At 38.7% G+C, this 21,298-nt stretch carries 21 protein-coding genes; 8 read left to right on the top strand and 13 right to left on the bottom strand.

Going from position 1 to position 21,298, the window contains the following annotated elements; genetic code table 11:
• Positions 1 to 1,479, bottom strand: a complete 1,479-nt coding sequence (locus DI077_RS19750) for a hypothetical protein (protein WP_109022523.1) — start codon at positions 1,477 to 1,479, stop codon at positions 1 to 3.
• Positions 1,480 to 1,580: 101 nt separating this feature from the next.
• Here DI077_RS19750 and DI077_RS19745 point away from each other — a divergent pair, with 101 nt between their 5' ends.
• Genes DI077_RS19745 through mdoH form a run of 4 tightly spaced genes read left to right on the top strand, consistent with a single transcriptional unit; the run spans position 1,581 to position 7,370 of the window.
• Positions 1,581 to 3,266: a methyl-accepting chemotaxis protein gene (locus tag DI077_RS19745; RefSeq protein ID WP_109022493.1), complete on the top strand. Its 1,686-nt coding sequence runs from the start codon at positions 1,581 to 1,583 to the stop codon at positions 3,264 to 3,266.
• A 45-nt stretch (positions 3,267 to 3,311) separates the two neighbouring features.
• Complete coding sequence (locus DI077_RS19740; protein ID WP_109022494.1) at positions 3,312 to 4,895, top strand: OpgD/OpgG family glucan biosynthesis protein; 1,584 nt, start codon at positions 3,312 to 3,314, stop codon at positions 4,893 to 4,895.
• 4 nt (positions 4,896 to 4,899) lie between these two features.
• Positions 4,900 to 5,268: a hypothetical protein gene (locus DI077_RS19735; protein WP_135354946.1), complete on the top strand. Its 369-nt coding sequence runs from the start codon at positions 4,900 to 4,902 to the stop codon at positions 5,266 to 5,268.
• Complete coding sequence (gene mdoH, locus DI077_RS19730) at positions 5,265 to 7,370, top strand: glucans biosynthesis glucosyltransferase MdoH (RefSeq protein ID WP_109022496.1); 2,106 nt, start codon at positions 5,265 to 5,267, stop codon at positions 7,368 to 7,370. Before DI077_RS19735 ends, mdoH begins: the two co-directional genes overlap by 4 nt.
• Here mdoH and DI077_RS19725 read toward each other — a convergent pair.
• Positions 7,367 to 8,332, bottom strand: a complete 966-nt coding sequence (locus tag DI077_RS19725; RefSeq protein ID WP_109022497.1) for a YheT family hydrolase — start codon at positions 8,330 to 8,332, stop codon at positions 7,367 to 7,369. The genes mdoH and DI077_RS19725 overlap by 4 nt on opposite strands.
• Positions 8,329 to 9,507 carry an EAL domain-containing protein gene (locus tag DI077_RS19720; RefSeq protein WP_242935473.1) on the bottom strand — a complete coding sequence of 393 codons (1,179 nt, stop codon included), beginning with the start codon at positions 9,505 to 9,507 and terminating at the stop codon, positions 8,329 to 8,331. Before DI077_RS19720 ends, DI077_RS19725 begins: the two co-directional genes overlap by 4 nt.
• 189 nt (positions 9,508 to 9,696) lie before the next feature.
• Between DI077_RS19720 and DI077_RS19715 the strand changes: the two genes are divergently transcribed.
• Positions 9,697 to 10,143, top strand: a complete 447-nt coding sequence (locus tag DI077_RS19715) for a hypothetical protein (RefSeq protein ID WP_109022499.1) — start codon at positions 9,697 to 9,699, stop codon at positions 10,141 to 10,143.
• 2 nt (positions 10,144 to 10,145) lie between these two features.
• Complete coding sequence (locus DI077_RS19710) at positions 10,146 to 12,065, top strand: lipase family alpha/beta hydrolase (protein ID WP_109022500.1); 1,920 nt, start codon at positions 10,146 to 10,148, stop codon at positions 12,063 to 12,065.
• Positions 12,066 to 12,071: 6 nt separating this feature from the next.
• Here DI077_RS19710 and DI077_RS19705 read toward each other — a convergent pair whose 3' ends face one another.
• The 6 genes from DI077_RS19705 to DI077_RS19680 form a co-directional block, all read right to left on the bottom strand.
• Entirely contained in the window at positions 12,072 to 12,488 is a 417-nt protein-coding gene (locus DI077_RS19705) for a type II toxin-antitoxin system VapC family toxin (RefSeq protein ID WP_109022501.1), read from the bottom strand.
• A complete protein-coding gene (locus tag DI077_RS19700) occupies positions 12,466 to 12,726 on the bottom strand; it encodes a ribbon-helix-helix domain-containing protein (RefSeq protein WP_109022502.1) in 261 nt (86 codons plus the stop codon). The genes DI077_RS19705 and DI077_RS19700 overlap by 23 nt, the downstream gene beginning before the upstream one ends.
• A 45-nt stretch (positions 12,727 to 12,771) precedes the next feature.
• Positions 12,772 to 14,058, bottom strand: a complete 1,287-nt coding sequence (locus tag DI077_RS19695) for an adenylate/guanylate cyclase domain-containing protein (protein WP_109022503.1) — start codon at positions 14,056 to 14,058, stop codon at positions 12,772 to 12,774.
• 11 nt (positions 14,059 to 14,069) lie between these two features.
• Positions 14,070 to 14,615 (bottom strand): helix-turn-helix domain-containing protein, encoded by a 546-nt coding sequence (locus tag DI077_RS19690; protein WP_109022504.1) that lies wholly within the window; start codon positions 14,613 to 14,615, stop codon positions 14,070 to 14,072.
• A gap of 475 nt (positions 14,616 to 15,090) precedes the next feature.
• Positions 15,091 to 15,639 carry a DUF3102 domain-containing protein gene (locus DI077_RS19685; RefSeq protein WP_109022505.1) on the bottom strand — a complete coding sequence of 183 codons (549 nt, stop codon included), beginning with the start codon at positions 15,637 to 15,639 and terminating at the stop codon, positions 15,091 to 15,093.
• A complete protein-coding gene (locus DI077_RS19680; RefSeq protein ID WP_109022506.1) occupies positions 15,636 to 16,349 on the bottom strand; it encodes a ParA family protein in 714 nt (237 codons plus the stop codon). The genes DI077_RS19685 and DI077_RS19680 overlap by 4 nt, the downstream gene beginning before the upstream one ends.
• Before the next feature lie 480 nt (positions 16,350 to 16,829).
• Here DI077_RS19680 and DI077_RS19675 point away from each other — a divergent pair, with 480 nt between their 5' ends.
• Positions 16,830 to 17,462, top strand: coding sequence for a helix-turn-helix domain-containing protein (locus tag DI077_RS19675; protein WP_167837234.1), 633 nt, complete (start codon positions 16,830 to 16,832; stop codon positions 17,460 to 17,462).
• Positions 17,463 to 17,483: 21 nt separating this feature from the next.
• Here the strand turns inward: DI077_RS19675 and DI077_RS19670 are convergent, their stop codons facing one another.
• On the bottom strand, positions 17,484 to 18,083 hold the full coding sequence (locus DI077_RS19670) for a TetR/AcrR family transcriptional regulator (protein WP_109022509.1): 600 nt from the start codon (positions 18,081 to 18,083) through the stop codon (positions 17,484 to 17,486).
• Positions 18,084 to 18,193: 110 nt separating this feature from the next.
• Between DI077_RS19670 and DI077_RS19665 the strand changes: the two genes are divergently transcribed.
• Positions 18,194 to 18,664 carry a PaaI family thioesterase gene (locus tag DI077_RS19665; protein ID WP_109022524.1) on the top strand — a complete coding sequence of 157 codons (471 nt, stop codon included), beginning with the start codon at positions 18,194 to 18,196 and terminating at the stop codon, positions 18,662 to 18,664.
• On the opposite strand, the gene DI077_RS19660 is transcribed toward DI077_RS19665, so the two are convergent.
• From DI077_RS19660 to DI077_RS19650, 3 genes are all read right to left on the bottom strand, one after another.
• Complete coding sequence (locus DI077_RS19660; RefSeq protein WP_109022510.1) at positions 18,661 to 18,975, bottom strand: hypothetical protein; 315 nt, start codon at positions 18,973 to 18,975, stop codon at positions 18,661 to 18,663. The two genes, DI077_RS19665 and DI077_RS19660, sit on opposite strands and share 4 nt — an antisense overlap.
• Positions 18,972 to 20,576: an ArnT family glycosyltransferase gene (locus DI077_RS19655; RefSeq protein ID WP_109022511.1), complete on the bottom strand. Its 1,605-nt coding sequence runs from the start codon at positions 20,574 to 20,576 to the stop codon at positions 18,972 to 18,974. The genes DI077_RS19660 and DI077_RS19655 overlap by 4 nt, the downstream gene beginning before the upstream one ends.
• A 109-nt stretch (positions 20,577 to 20,685) precedes the next feature.
• Positions 20,686 to 21,273, bottom strand: coding sequence for a TetR/AcrR family transcriptional regulator (locus DI077_RS19650; RefSeq protein ID WP_109022512.1), 588 nt, complete (start codon positions 21,271 to 21,273; stop codon positions 20,686 to 20,688).
• Positions 21,274 to 21,298 lie beyond the last annotated feature (25 nt).

Below are 21,298 nucleotides of genomic sequence, written 5' to 3'. Positions count from 1 at the left end.
TTAATTTTTACCTTTATTTGCTTTGGTATGTTCTTTTTCTTTTTCGCTGATTTCCGCATCCAATACTTTTTTGATAATTGCAGGATCGCTTGTAAGTATTTCAACTCTCCCCGACTTCTTCGCCTCTTCCAAATCTACGATCGTTCCTGTAGGCAGATCTTCAAACCCTGCATAATTTCCACGCACTACGGCAATCACAACTCTCGGGCCGTCGTAAGTCAGGAAAATGGTCCCATCCGGAATTGCTGTCACTAAATGTACAGGCAGTGCTGTCAATGCGGTATAACCAAGTATCAATCCAGATTTTAAAGGATAGATGGAGGACTTGGCCGAATCAACGGTAAAATCATAAACAACTCCGGTTGCAAGTGTCGTCGTTTCGCCTACTACCGCGCCTCCCTTTGCTGCGCCCTCCCCTACTCTTGATCCTATGACAGTTGTTACCTGATTAAATGCGGAGATCCCTCCTCCCGTTACAAGAGTTGGTACGGTGGAAGAAGCGGAAGCGATTCCCATTGTACTGAATAATCCCGCTTCCAAACTGGGGCTGATTACCCTATAACCGACTTTAGTCGAATAGTATAAAACCATACCTGTCGTTACAACTGTTTGCCCGGATACCGTAAGCAAATGAGAGACAGGAACAAATACACCTCCCACCACGATCGTTTCTCCAACGGATGCCGTAGTCTCTGCGGCAGGAACTACCAATTCCTTCAAAGCGAACGTATATCCTTGAAAAATATCCCAAAGAGCCGTTAACGTATTATCCCGGCTTCCCGATTCTTCATATTCATCCAAAAATGCTTTCGTAGTTTTCGCATAACTACCCTTCCACGCAGAAGTAAGTTTTTTTCCGTTTTTGGAAGTGGTATCGAAAAACAATTCATTCAACGACTTGGTTACACCGGATCTTTTTTCATTCAAATCGGAATACGCCTTCAATACTTGCTCCGTATCTTCTTCCACTTTGTCATCAAGAAAGAGATAACCGTTGATCAACCTTTCTCCCGCAGTATTCCCCATTTTTTTCGCAAGCTTCCACTCATCGGCCGTTAGCTGCAAAGAGAATTGAAAGATATCGGAAGACAAAGCGGTTCCGGAAGAACGTGTTTTTTCGCTAAAAGTTTCGATCTTCTCCATCGTTGTTTTCAAACTACCAGGGTAATCGGAGGCTCTCTTTTTCCATTTCACAAATAATAACGATTTCGCAACTCTGGAGCTCATTCTACCTGATTCGACGACGGATTCGATGGATTGTTTTGAAGAAGGTATAAACAACCAACCTTTTTCGTGAATATTTTTTCTTGCGCCCAATGCGTTTGTTGTTAGCGGGGCGATTTTTTGGAAGGATAAGGGTTTTTCCTTAGTACCTGTAACAGATTCACCGATGATTTTGTTTGTTTTCTCGGGGTTGGCGCAAGACAATAGAAAAAACACGATGAATAATTTGTTAAAAAATGCTGAATATTTTTTCATAATAATGATAACTGAAAATTGCGGTCCGTTTTTAGAATCTGATTGCTCGTAAATCATCTGGCAATTTTACTGATAATAGGTTTAAATTAATTCTAAGTCCAATGAAAAATAACGGCCCTGTAACCAACACCGAAAGAAAATTTTTGCCAGGTCAAAATATCATCTCAAAAACAGACCTGAAAGGTATTATCCAGTTCGTAAATGCGGAGTTTTGTGAAATCAGCGGATTTTCAGAAGAAGAACTACTAGGCAAACCTCAAAATATCGTCCGTCATCCATCAGTTCCCAGGGAAGTCTTTGCAGATATGTGGAATACCCTGAACCAAAATAAATCCTGGAACGGCGTCGTTATCAATCGTTGTAAGAACGGAGATCATTACTGGGTAGATGCAAACATTTCCCCCCTTTTCCAAGGAGACCACCCGATCGGATACATGTCAGTTCGGACCCATGCTTCGCCTGAACAAATCGAAGCCGCAGAGATTCTATTTGGAATGAGAAAAAGCCAAAAAACCTTATGGCATCTTTTACTACAATCGGGTACACGATGGATTTCCAATCACAAAAATATTTTTTTCCTAGGTTTACCGATTCCGGTCGGAGTTGCCGGTTTTTATTTCACTTTGTTCGCAAACAAACTAGAGTTAGGTTTATTTTTTCTGGGAGCTTCCAGCTTGGCATTTGTTCTCGGCTACATTTTCCAGGAAATTTTCTTTAAAAACGAATTGAAAAAATTGGAAACCCAAATCCAAGGGTTGGCCGAACGGGACTTAAAAACAAATATCCAGATTCCGGATGACTCCAATACTTTTTATACTGCATTCCAAAAATTGAGCGATTTGAAAGTGGAAATGAAAGGATTGGTCTCACAACTATATTCCAACTCCGAATTTGTGGAAGTTCATTCCAGCATGGCAAATAATTCCATCAAACAAATCGATGTTTCCGTACAAGAATTATCAAAATCGCTCAATACTCTTTCCGATAGCGTAAGCGTAACTCAGGAGAGTTCGTCTCAGGCTGGCGACCAAATTATAGCGCTCACCCAATCCATCGTTTCCATAAACAACCAAGCCTCTTCCCTTTCCAAAACGATCGCTGATACTAGGAATGTGATAGATAATTCCTTTTCCGTATCCAAAGATCTTTCTTCTCAGATGAACGCATTCAGCGTATCCGTGGATTCAGGTACAAAAAGATTGGAAGCTCTCGCTCTCAAATCCAATGAAATTGCAAATATTCTAAGCTCTATTACTTATGTAGCGGATAGAACCAACTTACTTTCATTAAACGCCGCAATCGAAGCATCACGCGCGGGAGAAGCAGGCGCCGGATTTGCGGTGGTTGCGGAAGAAATTAAAAAATTGGCGGAACAGTCTTCTAGGTCCGCGAAAGAAATTCATCAGTCTATATCCGGTTTCCGATCCGAGTTATTATTTGTAACGGATGATAACAAATCCAGACTAGTTGAACTTCAAAACGGTGCAAATGATATTATAAAAATAGAATCCTCATTTCAGGAAATATTCACACACTCTGAAAAGGAAAAAGCGGCCATCCAAGAATTGATTAGAATTGCATCCAATATCGATCAATTATCACAGAAGCTCAATCAAGAGCTGGAAGTGATCATGCATAGAAATACGGAAAACAATAGTGTTGTGAGTGAATTGGCCGCTACTTCGGAAGAACAATCCGCATCTATTCATTCCATCATCGGAGCAATGCAAAATCTGGAAGAAGTCTCCGCATCGTTACATCACAGCACAAAACTTTTTAGATTTTAAAAGGAATGGTCAGATATTTCATTACTCATTACAATGGTATGAGTAATGAAAAAATTAAACTTTTTCTTTGCTTTGATTGCGATCGTTCTTGCCGGGTTTTCTTTTTTGAAAAACGAAGATTCCGTTTCTCTTCATTCCTTAACAGATATATTCAGCAATGAAAACCAGCCTTTCGGTCTGGACCATTTGGATCGAAAAGCAAAAAAACTTTTAAAAAAAGACTATGTTCGACCAACATTGGTTAAAGTTCCTTCTCTGGATGGAATCAATTACGAAGATTACAGGCAAATCGCTTATAAGCCCGAAATCGCCATCTGGAAAAACTTAGGTCTCCCTTTCCAACTTCAATTCTTTCACCCAGGTCATATTTATTCCACCGGAGTTCATATCTACGAATTAGTGGACAATGAACCTTCAGAAATCAAATACGATGCTTCCCGTTTCGACTTCGGAAATCTGAAATTACCGGATCATTTTGCGAGTCTTTCCAAAGGATTACTCTATACCGGTTTTAGAATCCACTTCCCGCTTAACAACAGTAATAGCTTGGAGGAATTTGCCGTATTCCAAGGAGCAAGCTATTTCCGGGTTATATCGGAAGGCCAGGTATACGGATTATCCGCAAGAGGACTTGCCATCAATACGGGACTTCCTGAAAAAGAGGAATTTCCCATCTTCGAAGAATTTTATATCAAAAGACCTGAAAAGTTCGATCAAACCATTGAGATTTTCGCGCTCCTCAATAGTGAAAGTGCGGTCGGATCTTATCATCTTACCTTCCTGCCGGGAAAAATCAGCGAAGTCAAAGTAAGATCGAAAATTTATCTTAGAAAGAAAGTCAAACGATTGGGCTTTGCTCCTCTTACTTCTATGTTTCTATACGGAGAAACGGATATTCCCATCAATCAGAACATTCATCCCGAAGTACATGATTCGGACGGTTTACTTTTATTAACCGAAAAGGATGTTTGGGAATGGAGACCGCTGATCAATCCCAAAAAAACCACTATCACCAAAATACCCGCAAATTCATTCAAAGGTTACGGACTCATTCAAAGAGATCGGAAATTCAAAAGTTATCAAGATGATAAGATGAAATATCATCTCAGGCCGAGCGCTTGGATCGTTCCTGAAAATGATTGGGGAAAGGGCAACTTACATTTATTAGAGATTGCAACTCAATTGGATTCGGATGATAATATGGGAGCATTTTGGGAGCCGGAAACGCATCCGCAACCCCTCGAACCTTTTTCCATCAACTATTCCCTTTTTCTAAACGAACGTTCCCCCGAAGAACATACGTTAGCAAAAGTTTCCGCAGTATTTCGCGGACAAGATCCTTTATTCCCGAATGTAACAACCCTCACTTTGTATTTCACCGGTGACGACATAAAAAAATTAGATAGGAACAATCCGCCGAAGCCAATCATCCAAACAAACCGAAAGATAAATCCGGATATACATTATACGATTGAAAAAATCTCAGAGATGAGCCAATGGAGATTGGTGATCCAATACCCGAAAGAGGAAGCAAGTTTCGAATCTCCCTTGGAATGGAAAGTCCATTTGGAAAAAGACGATCAGACCATTAGTGAGACATGGATATATGAAGACGGACTCTCCAGATAATTCGTTGAAAAGATTTCTAGCGACCAATGCAAGGACCTACTTGCTCGCTCTGGGAATAAACAATGAATTTGAAATTGCGAAAATTCTTGTGGCTTTCGAAAAATCCATTCAGGAACAAAACCCTGATCTTATATCCGTTGCATCGGCATGGAAAATTTGGTTAAAAGAAATCCAATCTTCTCAAAAAACAGACCTCCCTTTCAATACTTTAAATAAAGAGTGGAAACTCACTTCCATGGTTCCGAGAAATTTGGACTTCCCACCCGCTGCGAAGAATCCGAAACTCCCCGGAACGGTTAAACCTTTTTTCTTCATTCTATCCGCACTCTTCTGGAGTATGATTTATTATTTTTTAATTTTTAAGTTACTATGAATTTTTTCAATTTCAAAACAGATCAATTTATCTTCCGTTTCCGTAGAATCGTTTTCGCATCTGCCAGCCTAATTCCTGTTTTCTGGGGGATTACCGTATTTTTCAGAATCGCTTACTTCAACGACGTAGGATTCAGTGAATATTACCAAAGTATCACTTTTATTTTACTGTTTCCATTGCTCGCTTATGGGGCTTCCGTTTCCATTTTCGGTTTTATCCAGAGAAGAAAGAAAGGTGGAGATCTTTTACGAATTTCTTCTTTGATTCCTCCCGATGAAAATTTTCTATCAACCGTCCAATCTGCACCGACAGCAGCTGTAATGCCTATCTACGGAGAGGAGATAGGAGGGACGATCGCTCGGATAGAAGTTTTATTCAATTCTCTCAAACGAGGAGGTATTCTTCAAAACACCGATATTTTTATCTTAAGCGACACACGAGATCCGGATCTTTGGATCAAGGAAGAGCTCGCTTATTTTGAGTTATGCGAAAGACTCGATAGTTTCGATAAAATATTCTATCGTAGAAGGAAAATTAATCTCAACGGAAAAAGCGGCAATTTGGCGGACTTTTGCAGACGTTGGGGAAAACTTTATCGGTATATGTTGGTTTTAGATGCGGACAGTTTAATGAGTTCTTCTTGTATTGCAAAGATGATTGCGATTATGGAAAAAGACAGCACGATCGGTATTTTACAATCCACTCCCAAACTTTTTGATGCAAAAACGATTTTCCAAAAGCTAAATCAATTTTCCTCTTCCTTATTTTCTCCTATATTCCAAGCAGGAGCCAACTATTGGCAACTGAATGCAGGTTCCTACTGGGGGCATAACGCTCTCGTTCGGATCAAACCTTTTATGGAACATTGTGCTCTTCCGCATCTTCCCGAATACGGTGCGATAGGCGGTAAGATTCTCAGCCACGACACTATAGAATCCGCATTAATGAGACGTGCCGGTTTTTCTGTAAGCGTTGCCTATGATCTGGAAGGAAGTTATGAAGAAAGTCCTCCCAACATTTTAGATTCCTTAAAAAGAGATAACAGATGGTGTCAGGGAAATTTACAACATCTTTGGTTTCTATTTGCGAAGAAAATTCCTCTGCTCAACAGACTTCATATTATCCTTGGAATCTTTTCTTATGCAAGCGCTCCTATTTGGGCGATTTACATCATACTCAGTATGTGGAATTATTGGAATGATTTTCGATTTTTAAGTTTCTCTTTACTTCCTGAAGAATTTGAATTTTTTATCAAACAAATCTACTTCCCTCTTTATTTTGAACTTTTGGCTCTCTCGATCACTTTGTTGTTTTTGCCGAGAATCCTCGGTTGGATTGACGGATTATTGAATTCGGAAGTTAGAAAATCACACGGAGGATTCTTCGGGTTGACCATCAGTTTCATTCTGGAGACCGTATTCTCGATTCTTTTAGCTCCGATATATTTAATATATTATACTATTTTTATATTCTTCACTCTATTTAATAAAAAAATAGAATGGGCTCCTCAAAATCGAGACGCTAAAAAACTCTATTCCTTACGTTCCATCGCTCAATCGTTTTCAGGTTTGACTTTGCTAGGAATTTCAGTTGCCTTTTTTCTAAACGGAGTTTCCGAAATTCTATTCTACTCCACTTTACCGATCTGGCTGGGTTGGATTTTGTCCGTTCCTGTAGTTTATTTTTCCAGTTTTACTTTTTCACCTTCCAATCGGATTCTAAAATGGCTCTTCCAAACCAAAGAAGAAAACGATCCTACCTGGGAAATTACCGAACTCTCCGAATGCAAAAAAAGATTTAAAGATGAGCTCAAAAACGAAAACATCCCGGGCCTGTTTTTAGGTTTGGTTCATCCTAGATATTTTCAAATACATAGACAAATGCAAGGGAAGAAGGAAGCGCATCCTTCTCTTTCCATAAAAATAAAATCGTCAATGGTCAAATTGATTGAAGAAGGGCCGGAAACAATCGATAAACAAACGCTAGCTGCTATTCTAACGAACGCGGATGCAATCCAAAAATTGCATTTTCAGATCTGGACCACACCACAATCGGAAATGGCTCCTTATTGGAAAGAACACTGGCCAAGCCTTTCCCTCTAATTCATTTTTCTTTCCATGATCTTCCAGTAATAAGCGCTGCGTTTTCCATCTTCAATAAATCCGCAATGCCCTCCTCTGCTTTCCACAACCACTTCCAAATAGGGGTTTCTTGGTATCTCATAGAAATGAGAAACAGGTATAACAGGATCATCCGCGGATGTTAAGACAGTGACCGGAGTTTTAATTTTACTAAAAAAATCAGGTTTCAAAGTGTAAGTGGAAAAATACTCCGCTACATTTGCAAACTCGGAATGATCGGAAATCATCTTTTCCGTAAGATCCATTACCGACTTATGCCGGTTCATATTTCCAAATTCATAAAGAAACGGGAATAATGTAGCCTTCTTTTTTAAAGATCTTGCCCAAGCTCTCAGAAAATATTTTTTTAAAATCGGATGTTCATCCATTTTCAAAGTTGCTTCATAGGGATCGATAGCCGGGCTAATGGAAAAAGAATATTTTAGATTCTGAATCTGTTTTGATTTTTTCTCCGAAGAATGACGATGCAAAATCCGCAAAACAAAATTCCCTCCTAAAGAAAATCCGATCAAATATACCGGTTTTGTCTTATTGGCCTTAAGAGATAAAATGCGCACGGCTTCGTATGTTTCTTCAAACAAACTTCCATTAAAGATTCCTTCATTCAAATGATGAGTATCTCCATGATCTCTCAGATTGAGCCGAAATATGGAAAATCCTTTTTGAAAAAAATGATTCGCAGTACGGACAATATAGCTGGAATGAATGCTGCCTTCCCAACCATGCAATAATATCAATGTTCCTTTTGAGTCTTCAACTTCGTTTAAGGAGGAAAGCAAAGAAACATTTCCATCTGTTTTGACCAAATGCCACCGACTCTTTTTTAAGAATGGATAGGATTTATCTTGTTTGGACTTCCAGGAAGCAAACAAGGATTGTACCATTGGCCCTGAGAAAAAAGGAAGTGGTTTGAAGGAACTCATGTTTTGGGGATAGATACATCAATAAATATGGATAATTGCCCCTCAAGTATTTTTGAAAATACAACCAACTTTTGATTCATACTTTTGTCCCAATAAGGCTCGCTTACCTGCCAAGCCGAAGAGTTTCGGAATGCTTGTTTTACATGTTTGTAAAAAAACGGAAGATAAGACCAGTTTTTATGCAGATTGGAATTGTTTTCCCGAAAGGAAGATTCCCCGTTTCTTTCATAATAAGAAGAAACTTGAGTTCCGTCCCAATCGGTGATATAAACCCTTTGGATGGAAGAAGATTGTTTAAAAATCGAATTTGCATCAATTAACACCCGCTTACCGATCGTCTTCGTGGGGATGACCAATTTTTCCAATATATTTTTGATGGAATCTTCAAACACCAGATCCGAAGAGATCTGTTTTCTCTTCATTTGATGAAAACTGTCCAAATGAGGTTTTAATAATCCGTCAGAATCATTAGGATTTAAAAAATGAGGCTTCGGTCTTCCCAAAAAATAACCTTGCAAAAACCTTGCTCCGGAATCCACAGCCCGATGCAATTCCTCTTCGTTTTCAATCCCTTCGAATAATAAATCCGAGCCAAGTCCCAAAGAAATATCCTTCAAATATTCCAATATCGACTGGAATTCACGGGATTTAATCGATCTCTTTAAAAGATTTAAATCCACTTTGATCATATCCGGCTTTAAGGCGCCTAACCGTTCCAAGTTGGAGGATTCCGATCCTACATCATCCAATGCGATCAAAAAACCTTGTTCTTTTAAAAACTCAACCGCAGTGGTGAGGGCATCTATTCCCCGTTTGCTGGTCCTTTCCGTTATTTCCAGATAAATCCTGGATGTATCTATTCCGTAATGTTTGGCTTTTTGAACAATAGGAAAGTTGATTCCATCGGAATGTTCCACTTCATGCAAAATCCGGTCGGGGGTCATATTCAAAAACAAATAACCTTTCTGTTTCGTATTGGCGAATTGCAAAAAAGCTTTTTCAGTCAGCAAAGAATCAATCCGAAGCAATTGATCCTGCTCTTCTTCCGTTTGAGGGGTTTGCAAAAAGATAGGGATGCCATACACATCACCATTCGATGAAATGCCTCTTCCTAAAGACTCATGCGCAACGACTGTTTGATCTTCCACGGAAAAGATGGGCTGAAAATAGGGCACATAGCTTAAGCTTGGTTCCGCGGTAACTTGCATATTCACAGCATGGAAGTGATAGATTTTCCTACCAGCACAATTCCGTTATTTTGGAAATTAATTCGTTAAATTGGATAATAAATTATGTCTCATCATTAGAATTCTTTCTGATCTATATCAATTGACAGTTCTTAAGAAAAAAAGAAAATTCACGGCATGAAGTTTTTCATTCCATTCCTAATTCTATTCGGATTCTATTGCACGAATTTTCAACCTTACCGTACAGAATGGAAACTTTCCAAAGATTCGGAAATCTTCCTTGCAGCAATCAATGCCAAGGCGAGCGAAAAAGCAATCACGCAAGATAGTCTTGCGATGAAACGAACCACTTGCGTGGATGCGTCCAAGTTGCTTTCCACATCAGCAAGATTGACCAGGTATCTTGTAGAATCGGAAAAAACTTCTCTCACCGAATCCGAATTGCAATCACTTACAAAAATCGTCTCCTCATATAACATAACTCCCGCTATAGAAGAATGTCAATCCGTTCCGGTCGAATCTTTATTCGGAAGTTCGGAATGGGAGTCCTGCCAATGTTTGTTTTCCATTACTTATCCGGGAGGTAGGAAAAAATTCAAAGCGGATCTCGAAAATATTCGTTAAGAATGTCTTATCAAATAATTTTCTGTCTTAGTTTCCTACTTATACTCAATTACTGTTCTTCGAGTCTTACCATTTCCAAATGGAAGAATGACGAACAGTATAGAACTATTTCCAATCACACTCTGATATCGGGGGAATTATCCTATACTGCGATTCAATACCTTGTGGAAAAAGAGGAATGGGAAGATTTTCAATCGGAACCGAACTTGGTCATCCAAGACTTACAACTGGAATATCAAAAAAGCAGACTCCAAAAATTAGCTTTGATCATTGCGGAATTATCCTATCATCTCTCTCAAAAAGAAAAGGATTATAACCTTCGGTCTTTGCAGTACAATGGAACCGCATTTTATTATTCTTATGCATATTTGTTTTTTTCCCATAGGACCGGATCCCCTCAATTCCTGCCTGATTACAGGCGGGCCTGTGATTATTATAACAGGTCGCTTTCCAATATAGTAAACTCCCTCCGGGCCAGAAAATTAAGCACTGACATCGATTCTTTGGAAATTCCTATGATCCAGGGAAATATACATGTTGAATGGAAAAAACCGAATCTCAATTATTTTCCTAAAAACTTCGAAAATGTTCACAGCACTTACGATTATAAAGTAGGAGGACTCTCCACCTATCAGAGTGAATACGGTCTAGGGGTACCGATTGTACTCACATCCAAAAACAAAGATACTTCCGAGATTTTGGAATTAAAAAACATATATGAGGACGCGGTTCCCGCCACTCTGTTTATTGAAATCGCTCCGGATAAAAAAAAGATCCCCTCTTCCGAATCCATCGCTGATTTTTATGCCAAAGCGGATGTATTCGATAGCTTAAAGATAAATACCATCACAGTTGGAAATCATTCCGTTCCTTTGGAAACGGACTTCTCCACTCCATTTGCTCTTTTGATGTACGATAGGGAAAAAGTAAGTGGAATTGCGGCTACATTGAATGCTCAAGTATTGGACCAAGACCAGGGACTTTACATGTTAGAAGCATACCAAAAAGACAAAATCCCTGTCGTATTTGTCCATGGTTTGTTTTCCTCCCCCTATACTTGGATTGATATGATCAATTACCTTTATGGGATTCCGGAGGTTCGCAAAAAATACCAATTCTGGATTTACTGGTATCCCACAGGCAATCCTATTTATTATTCCGGTTATCGTTTCAAAGAAACTCTTCTCGCCATACAAAATAAATACGATCCAATAAAGACAAACCCCAATTTCAAGGAAATGGTAATCGTATCCCATAGTATGGGGGGATTGGTATCAAAACTAACAGCCCTTAGCATTAATGAAGCGGAATGGCTGCAATCCATCATTGTAAATGTAAAAGATCTGGAGAAATTGAAAAAAGAAGATCGCGAACTATTAAAAAATATGCTTCATTTCGAACCGCTGGCGTTTGCCAAAAAATTTATCTTTATCGCAGTTCCCCACGGAGGTTCCAAACTCGCGGAAAAATGGTGGGCAAAAGCATTTAACAGTTTCATTCGATTCCCGGAAAAAGCATGGGGAGGGATACAAAGAATTCTAAACGATTTGACTTATAAACTTTCCCTCTCTGAAATCCAAACTCGATCCATTCCGACCGGGGTAGAATCCCTTCGACCGGATAGTACATTTATTTCCGTTACACGAAACAAAACATTTCCAAAGGATGTTTCTTTTCACTCCATTCATGGAGTTTCGGAGAACCTTCCGCTACTTTCCAGAAAAAAAGTATTATATATGTTTGATCGAACGGAATGGGAAAGTTCTCTTGGTTGGTCCGACTCGGTCGTGGATTATAAGAGTTCTTTTTTGGAAGGAGCGGAAAGTAATTTGGTGTTAAGAGGGAATCATTCCGTACATAGAAATCCTTTGGCAATCCAGGAAGTAATTCGGATTCTAAAGGAACACATCAAACAAGACTAAGGGTTATTATCCGTTAAAAAGATTATTCAAAAATTTTCCTTTTAACGTTTTATAAATGGAAAAGTCGGAATCAATGCTAATGATCTTTTGAATTCCTTCCCTTTCCGCAACACACATTAGCGAAGCATCCGCCAAGTCCATAGGAAGATCGGAATACTTTTGCATTCTTTGTTTTATATATTTCAAATCGGCGACATTCAATTCCTGAACATTGATACTTCCTCTTTCGATCCATTCCAAAAAATCAGTTTGCGCATTCACTGAAAAGGAAAGCAGATAAACCACTTCCGTTACGACCGGCCATGTTGTAATCAATGTACCTTTGAAGGATTTGAAAAGTTTGAGAATAGGTTTATGAAACGAATCGGAAGAGTTGAATAAAGCGATGATCGGTCCCGAATCAATTAGAACGTCGTTTTTCATTTTTACGTCCGATTTTTTCCTTTAAAAGATCTTTTCTATTTTTTGCTAAGTTCCGATCACCCGCTGAATATTTACCAAATAAATCCTGTCCCAAATCAAAAGGGGTTTTTTCAGAACTGTGGTTTTTAATATATTCAAGAATAGAATCCTTAATGATTTCCGATCGGTTTTTACCTTTCGATTTCGCAAGAGAATCCAACTTTCTCTCTAGCTCCTGGGGAATCCTTAAACTAATCATAAATCTAATGTATTACAAAAATGTATCACAGTCAATCGAATTATTCTATTCGATTGTATAAACTTTGACCGGAGCAGCTTTACCTTTTACCTGCGTCTCTTCCAAAAATCGAAATTCGTTCTTTCTATCTCCCATCAAAAAGTATACATCTTCGGAAACCAGGATCTCAGTTTGAAATTGTTTGTTCAATTGTTCGATCCGTGAAGCCAGATTGACAACATCACCTATGATCGTGTATTCCTTTCTCTCCTTAGAACCTACATTCCCGGTAACCGCCTCTCCGCAATGGAGTCCGATCCCGATACCAATCCTCGGAAGGGCGCCCTCTTCTATTAATTTGTGAATGACCGACCGAATTTCCATCGCAGCATTAAAACCGTTCTCCACATCCTTTCCTGCGGAAACAGGAGCTCCGAATACGGCCATAAATCCATCACCTAAAAATTTATTAATGATCCCTCCGTTTCGATTCACAGCCTCAATTGTATGTGAAAATACAATATTTAAAAACTGTATCAATTGATTCGGTGTTTGAGTTTCTGAGAATTGAGTGAAGTTGCGAATATCAAAGAACATCATACATACATGTTTGAGTTCACCCTCCCAATCCTCTTTTTGGGCTAACAACTGATTGACGACTTGAGGCGAAACATGCTGTCCGAATAAGGCACGGATTTGGTTTTTATCTATCTCGCTTTGAAACGATTTCCGAAATGCGATTTTAATCTGCCTTGTAACGAAACCGGCAATCATTCCCGAGCCGAATAAAATTCCCGACTTCCCGAGATAAAATATTTGTGCGTCCATTTTTTCAATGGCGGATGCATAAATATTGAAAGTCTGAAAATACAGAAAAAGAACTAGATACTGAACGGATGCAACGGTCCCGGAAAAGATCGCCATTCTCTCTTCCAAGCGCAAAGTAGCGAGTATGATAAAGAAAAAGTAAGCATAACTCGGAGGAGTATTCAACGACTCTACTGAATAATTATAATAACTACCTAAGAACAAAATAGCGATCGTAGGAATTGTGGACTCATAGAAAGCAGTCCCGTAACGAACCCATCTGTTTAGTTTTTTTTCCGCATGAATGGAATGGAGAAAATAGTATCTGAGTCCCAAACCATATAACATATTAAATAAAAAATATCCGGGCGGAACCCAAATGGGAAATCCGGTCGACTCCAGATAATTGAATAAAACCGGAAACAACAAAGGCAAAATCAGAAATGATAAAGATCCTACAAAAAAAATAATGACGAGCGCAGTTGCACGCCTTACTTCCGATTGCAAAATCTCAAGTGAAAAAGAATCTTCAAAATCATTTTTCATTGCAGTTCCTTTTACCCCTTATTACTCAATATGGATTCTAAAATTACAGTCATTCTTTCGGAAAGACCGTCTCGTAATTTCCAAGATCCGTTCTCCGCCAAGCTCAAGTTATCAAATATCATTTTTCTCGTGCTGGGGGAAAAGCGGGATATTTGATTTTCCAATGAGACTAAGGGTTTGGATTCTTTTTCTCTTATATGTTTTTTTGTACTATTCTTATTTAAGAATATAGGAAGTGGATTTTTTTCCCAGTCTGCCTTGGATGTTTTTACAAACCTTTCGTTCCCGGAGATATGAGTCTCCCCTACTCCAACGGGAACCATCACTCTTTTCCTTCCGTCGAAAGAAACAGTCTGCAAGAACCCTTTTTTACGAAGTACGCTCAAATTTTTAGCAACCGTATTTGTTTCAATTCCAAGAAGTTCCGCCAAATAAGAATTCGAAGCAAAACATCCTTTGTTTCTATGCAATGATTCTATCTCAGCCAATAGTATTTTTGCCGTCATTGACAGATCCAAATCCTGGACCCAAACAGGCAACCTTAAGGTTCGTTTCATCCCTACCCTACCTTTTTAAAACAGCTACCGCCAAGATACAGGATTCCATGAATCCCAATCTTTCTTCTGCAAAATACCTGAGGACAAACCTACGGTCTTGCAATTAGCAGGAAGCAAAAAGCGTCCAAACAGACTAGCATCTAACAGATATTAGCCTTCTTCCAATTCGGCAAATGTGAGACAGCCGAAGTCAAATTCTTTGAATTTAACCCTTCCTATGCTAAGCACAGGGGGATATTTTGTCAAGTCTAATGTGACATAATTTTCAAGTGCTAGAAGGTATGCGCAAACAGAAGCTCCCGCTCTTGCATTGAAGTCGGTAATGATGATTGATACAAGCTGGGAGGAAAATGCTCTAGAAGAGGTCTCACTCTCTCCTAGAGCTTTGGGAAGAAGGCCTGATCCTTATTCAGGATAGGTAATACTAAACTATCCCTTACATGGGAAAAGTACAAGCATTTTTAGAGTCGTGTGATTAATTTTTCTTAAGCTCTGAAAGATCTCTTTGTAGATTTGTTATCTTTCTTTTTTCCAAACCTAGTTTCTTTTCGATCAAATCCTGGAGCGACTGCCTTTCCGAATTGGTAAGTCTGCGCTTTGTAGTTTTCCATTCCCTATATACGATAGCTGCATTGACGGTCTTATCAGGATTGATTTCTTTTTCAATTTTGCTTTCGGACAATAGCGCAAGTGCTTCTCTCAAATGTTGCACCCGTGCAACATTTAGACGATCCCTGTTTTCATACAGTTTCATGTATCGGGAAGCAGTAAACCTGGAGATGGTAAGATTTGATTCTATCCAAGGTAAAAAATCGCCATGTTTTAGTTCTGATTTTTTAGCATTCAAAAGATCGCCGATGATAATCGCGGTCTTCACCATATTCTTTGCGGAAGTTTCGATCGACTCTTGCAAACGATTGATCTTTTCCGCAGTATCGTCTTTTGCTATAAGGCTTTCCTTCGGTTGATTTGTATCAAGACCGGTTCTTGCGGCAAAAATCGAACTGCGTTTTTTATCTTTCATATCACTTCCTTCGCCAAAGAATCAAATTGAACCCACGCATTCGAAGATTCTTTCAATGCAGTTCCGAGAATGATCGCATTTTCCAAAGCTTCGCTCTTTAAAATATGGGTCTTGGTCAAAGGGATCTCATCTACATCGCTTAATGCCTCCGATTTTTTAGCAGTTACCATCGAAGGAACACCGAGAAGTTTGATTTTTTTACCCGCTTTTTTCTGTTTCAATACTTGGTTTTCCAAAAGCTGATATCCGTGAACCGTCCATCGATTATAAGAAATAGGACAAAGTATCAAATCGGAAACGTAAATGGAAGCCTGCAATTCATAAGTAAGAGAAGGAGGAGTGTCAATCAATATCAAGTCATACTTCAATGATTTCAAATCGGATTCGAAACGAAGCACTGAGCCGAAATCATTCATCAACTCACTTCCCACCATAGCAAGCTCAGGCGTCGCAGGTACACAATCGATATCAAAACCGGTTTTGAAAATACAATCCGATAGTTCTTTTCTACCGGTGAGGCTATGATAAATATTTCTGGATTGGAGTTCTTTGATGTCCACATCTCTTAAAAAAAAGTCGGTGAGATTATTGTTCGGATCGATATCGCAAACGAGAATTTTTTTACGTTTGCGGATTGCCTGTCCAAGAAAAGCTGCGATCGTAGTTTTTCCAACGCCACCTTTCAAAGAGGCAATGGTGATTATTTTCATAAAGAAAGAATTAATATTAGGTTATCAGAGGTAAACCAATTCTCTTTTTTTAGAAATCGTTTGTAAAAAAAATAAACAACCTAATAAAAAATTCTTGTACTTTAAAGAAGAAGATGCATATTGAATTTGTACGTTCCTCACGGAATCTCGCAAACCAAGGAGAGATGTCGGAGTCTCTCCTTGGACTTTTCCCTTCCCAAAATTTGCAAAAATCCTTTCCATCGAAATCCCAAAAAAAGAGACATAATTTTTTATTTGACAGGTACCCCAGGGGGTTATTGTACCAGTTATTCTAAAGTGACATAATCCCTTCTCCGACAATAAGGGGTCACGCGAGATTTCGGTTCCAACCGAAAAGACAGATTCATATCAAAATGTTCGTTCCAAAATATAGAGTAGGGGACGATACCGAAGGTTTGTATTTAAGATTGGAATTGGCTCGCCATGGAATTTTAGAAAATAAAAAACCAGGTGATGATTATGCAAGGAACGTACATCCGCATCCCCACTTATTTTATGGGAGACAAAAGGATACTACCGAAAGAGAGAGCAAGGCTCATGGCAGTCTACGGAAGTTTATGGAGTTTCTCCGGATCGGGAAATCAATGTTACCCAAGTGTTGGCAACTCTCAATCGGATGAAGGCGAAACTATTTGCAAAAGATCCGGACTTGGAAAAAACACTGTTATCAAAGCTAAGAAAAAATTAATAGCTCTCGGTTATATTTCGGTAAAGAGAAACGGTCAGGGAAAAAATGATACCTATACTTTATATGAAACACCACAGCTTCTTTCTGATTCCCAAATTACGGAATTCAAACAAGAGGAAAAAGTGCAAATAAAAGTAAAGAAAGTACACATTCAGAATTCCTCTCAAATAAGAGAGAAATCAAAAACTCCTCTCCATGCACAAAACTTTCCTTATATAAAAGAAAATAGAAAAGATAATTTAAAAGAGAAATGGTTAAAATCGATTCAAAGGTTTCCTAAAAATACTCAGGACCAGATCATGACCTTTCTAAACTTTACAGGAAATTCCGTTTCGATTCGGGAAGAAAGTCCGCTTCGTTACAAACGACTATTGGAATCCCTCAGTCATTCTTTAGTCATATGAAGTATAAGTCGTGGTAAGTTATTAGAGACTGGAATCAATTGCTTGGTTTAGAATATCTTCGGCCAAACCGAGAACGTTTTTTTTCAAAGAGTTTGCTTCCGATTTTGGGAAATCGGTTTCAATGAGTAGATTGGAATAACCATGAACTAAGGACCAGGCCATAACCGCATATTCACGATGGTTTGTTTTTTTATTTTTATACTCGAGATAGTTTTTGCAAGAACTGACCAAAACGGAATAAGAACGAATCTGAGATCTTCTTAATTCCTGAGAAGGGTTTGCTGTTTTTGTTTGAAACATAAGTCGGTAATAATTCGGATTGGTCAAAGCGAATTTGATATATGCAAGCCCTAGTGAAACAAATCCTTTTTTGGGATTCGAGGCATGATCGAATGCTTTCTTTTGGCTTCTGGCAAGTCGTTCGAAACCGTAACTCGCCATAACTTCGAGTAATTCCTCTTTGTCTTTAAAATGGCGATAGATTGCAGTGTGTGAAACTCCTGCCATATCGGCAACAGTACGCAAACTGATCTCCTGAGGTTTGTTTTTTTGTAATAATTTATGACAGGATTTGAAAATACTGTTTTTTAAATCTCCGTGATGGTAGTTTGCTTTTTTCACTCGATATACTTAAATATATAAGTTACCGGTGGCAACATATTTTCCAAAACGGAAGAGAAAGTATTTGTCCTGAATGTTACTATTGGAAACATGTAAAAAAGGGTATTCAGATGTCCGAAAATCAAGATGTCGGTAAAATTTTAAAAGAGATTAGTGACGGTTTCAATGCCGGCGGTAGAAAGGTTACGGTTCCTCCTCCTTCCTTTATCGATATGGATGGAAAGATGGAATCATATGTTAAAAACAAAAGCATCATTGTTTCTTTTCCCGTAAAAGAAAATCAAACCAATCCTATGGGAATGATGCAGGGCGGATATATTGCAGCTGCATTTGATAATGCATTCGGTCCTCTCAGCTATTTGGTGGCTAAAAAACCGACTACAACCATCGATATGAATATTCAGTATATTCGCGGAGTAGAAACGAAGCAGACTGTTTTTGTGGAAGCAAAGATAGAGGCGAAAGGGTTTTCCACTATCCATATGACAGCAGAGATGCGAACCGAGAAAGGAAAGCTTTTGGCGACTGCAACTACCAACCTGCTGATATTAAGAATACCAACAGGCGTAACCGAAGCTTAAAACTGCAAACCTAGTTTGTCTTGAAAACATTTTGTAGAAGCATTGCATGAAAAAGGCTGGATGAGACCGCATTCTTCTATCAGTTTGAATTGTTTCGTACAAAATGTTTCGCAGGATAATTTAACAATCATCTTATCGTTTGCCGAATTTCCCAAACCTTGCACACAAGAAGATATATCGTTGCAAAATTGAGGACATAGGTTCAACGCCATGCTTCCTCCTTTGCCACCGAAGCTCCCTTCTTCGCTTTTTAAAGTATTCCAAACGATTAAACTCGCCAGGATAATGAACAAATAAGCATTTTTTTTCATACAGGTTTTCTCCTAAAAAATCGAACAGGATGTTTAAAACGGACTGATTTCGGATCTTGAATTAATTCGAAAATTTCTTTTGTTTCATACTCTCTATGAACTTGCCAGAAGAACCATTGATGTGTTTGGTCATAGGTCGCTTCCGGTTCAAAGAAATCGGAAAAGATCAGAAGAGGGAAATCGGATTCTTCACAGACGGTTTTTGCCGAACTGGGAGGAGAGTAGATAACATCTATCTTTGGCATTCTATTTGCCATTTCCATGGCGGCCCAAGGGTTCTCACTTACGACACAAAGTTTATTGATTGAGGTATCAGTAAGGTAATCTTCAATCCTTGGGTCTTGTAACGGTTGTAAAATGGAAAATGCAACCATAGGAATAATGGTGAGATTTATGAAAAAGACCCCTTGTGAAGAATGAATTTTCCAAAAATAAATCATCAGGCATAATGTTGCCAAGCTGATTGCGAAGAGTGTAATATTCCCGAAATATAAATTTGCAAATAGAGCGAGAACTATGATCGTCCCTATAAAAAATTTGTTTGCAATCGAGTTTATTTTTTCTAACCATTCTTCGGAACTGAAGTAAATGCTCGGGAGAAAAAACAGAACACTTAAAAAAGGTAAGACGTAGTAGGGGTCTTTTCTACTGGGTAATAGATGGAGCAAACTCAGTAAAAATAAGGAAATGAGTAATGCGCGGCCGGTTCTTTGTCTCGGAGAAGAGATTCTTGTTTTTACCATCTCTATAAGACCGAATAAAAAGGTTACAGTGAAGGGAAGTGAATACAAAATCCATCCGCCTAATATCCGTAAAGCTGATTGATTTGCGACATTGAATTTCCCGACATTCTCTGCAACAAAGAAGAACTTAATAAGATCTTTCCCGTTTTCATTGAAGAAGTATAGATAGAAAGTCCAAGCGGTAGGCGCTAATAGTGCGAATGAAAATCCGGGAATTAATTTTATGTAGTGAAGTAAATTCGCGTATTCCAATTGGAATTTACCTTTTCGGTTTCTCAAAAAGTCGACCGAAAAGAAACTTAATATTACAATTGCGCCGTAAATGATTATAATAGGGCCTTTGAGTAAATATCCGATTCCTAATATGAAATTCGCCGCAAGAAAATAGGAATACTTTTTACTTAAGTCGTATTTTAAGAAAAGATAGATATAGAGGAGAAAGAAGAATACCATGGCTTCTTCCATCATTACCAGTCGTGAGAATTTCCAAGTTCCGAAAGAAAATGCAAAACTGGTCGCTAAAATCAAACTCATCTTTCCGGAAGAATGAAACATCTTTGATAAGAGATAAATCAAAGTCGCTGAACTAGCACCCAATGCCGCAGAAACCAATCTTTCGGCAAAAAAACTAATACCAAATAACCGATCGGAGGCAATGCCCAACCAAAACAATAGCGGTGGCTTGTAGGGATTCGGAAACCCGGAAACCTGAGGCAAAACCCAGTGACCGGTTGTTAGGCTCTCTCGAATTGTACGAATGTGCATGATTTCGTCGCCTTGTGGGAAAAAGGAAGAAGGGTCGTCAAGAGCCGGCAAAAATGCAAAAAAAGAAACAACCCAGATAAAAAAAGTTATCATGAGTACCTCTTTGCCTAAAATTTAATAACTGACTAGTCAGTCAAGATTATTAAATTTAAAATCCCGATCCGAAAGGGGTAATAAACGAATGAACAGGGTTTTTGTTTTCTTATTTCCCTGTGTAGCGGGAGAGGAAGATTTCTACGATTTGGTGCTTCGGATATATGTCGCTGTCGGTGCACTGGCTCATAATAAGGCCGTGGAAGAATGTTTTTACATATAACAGTTCCAATTCGGGATCAGCGATCCCTAATTTTTTGAATCGATCTTTCATCGCTTCGTGGTAAGGGGCGAAACGTTTTTCGATATTTTCAGTCATTTTTTTGGAAAGAATCAAAGAATTCGGCTGAAATTTGCAAATTGTTAATAAAATCAAAGTTTTGCGTTCTTGTACTAAGAACTCGAGTGTTTTTTGAAACAATTCCCGTAGATAATCCACTGCCGCTTGATTTGTTGAAATTCCGGCGTTCAAAGCCTCTTGTTTGGAGAGATAATCGTTTAAAATGGATTCGAAAATTTGATTTTTGCTTTTGAAGTAATTATAGGCAAGGCCTTTGGAGACTTTCGCGTGTTTTGCGATCATTTCCATCGTGGTTGCAGAAAACCCGTTTTTAGAGAATAGGTGAATCGCAGAGTTTCTAATCCTCTCGATTGACTTCTCCCGAGCTATCTGCTTTTTATTATCAACCTTTGTCATAATACCTTTTGCCACTTGAAAGATA

The organism is Leptospira kobayashii (assembly GCF_003114835.2).
Lineage (GTDB): Bacteria > Spirochaetota > Leptospiria > Leptospirales > Leptospiraceae > Leptospira_A > Leptospira_A kobayashii.
Note: the sequence above shows the minus strand (reverse complement) of the source record. Positions and strands in the feature narration are given on the sequence as shown.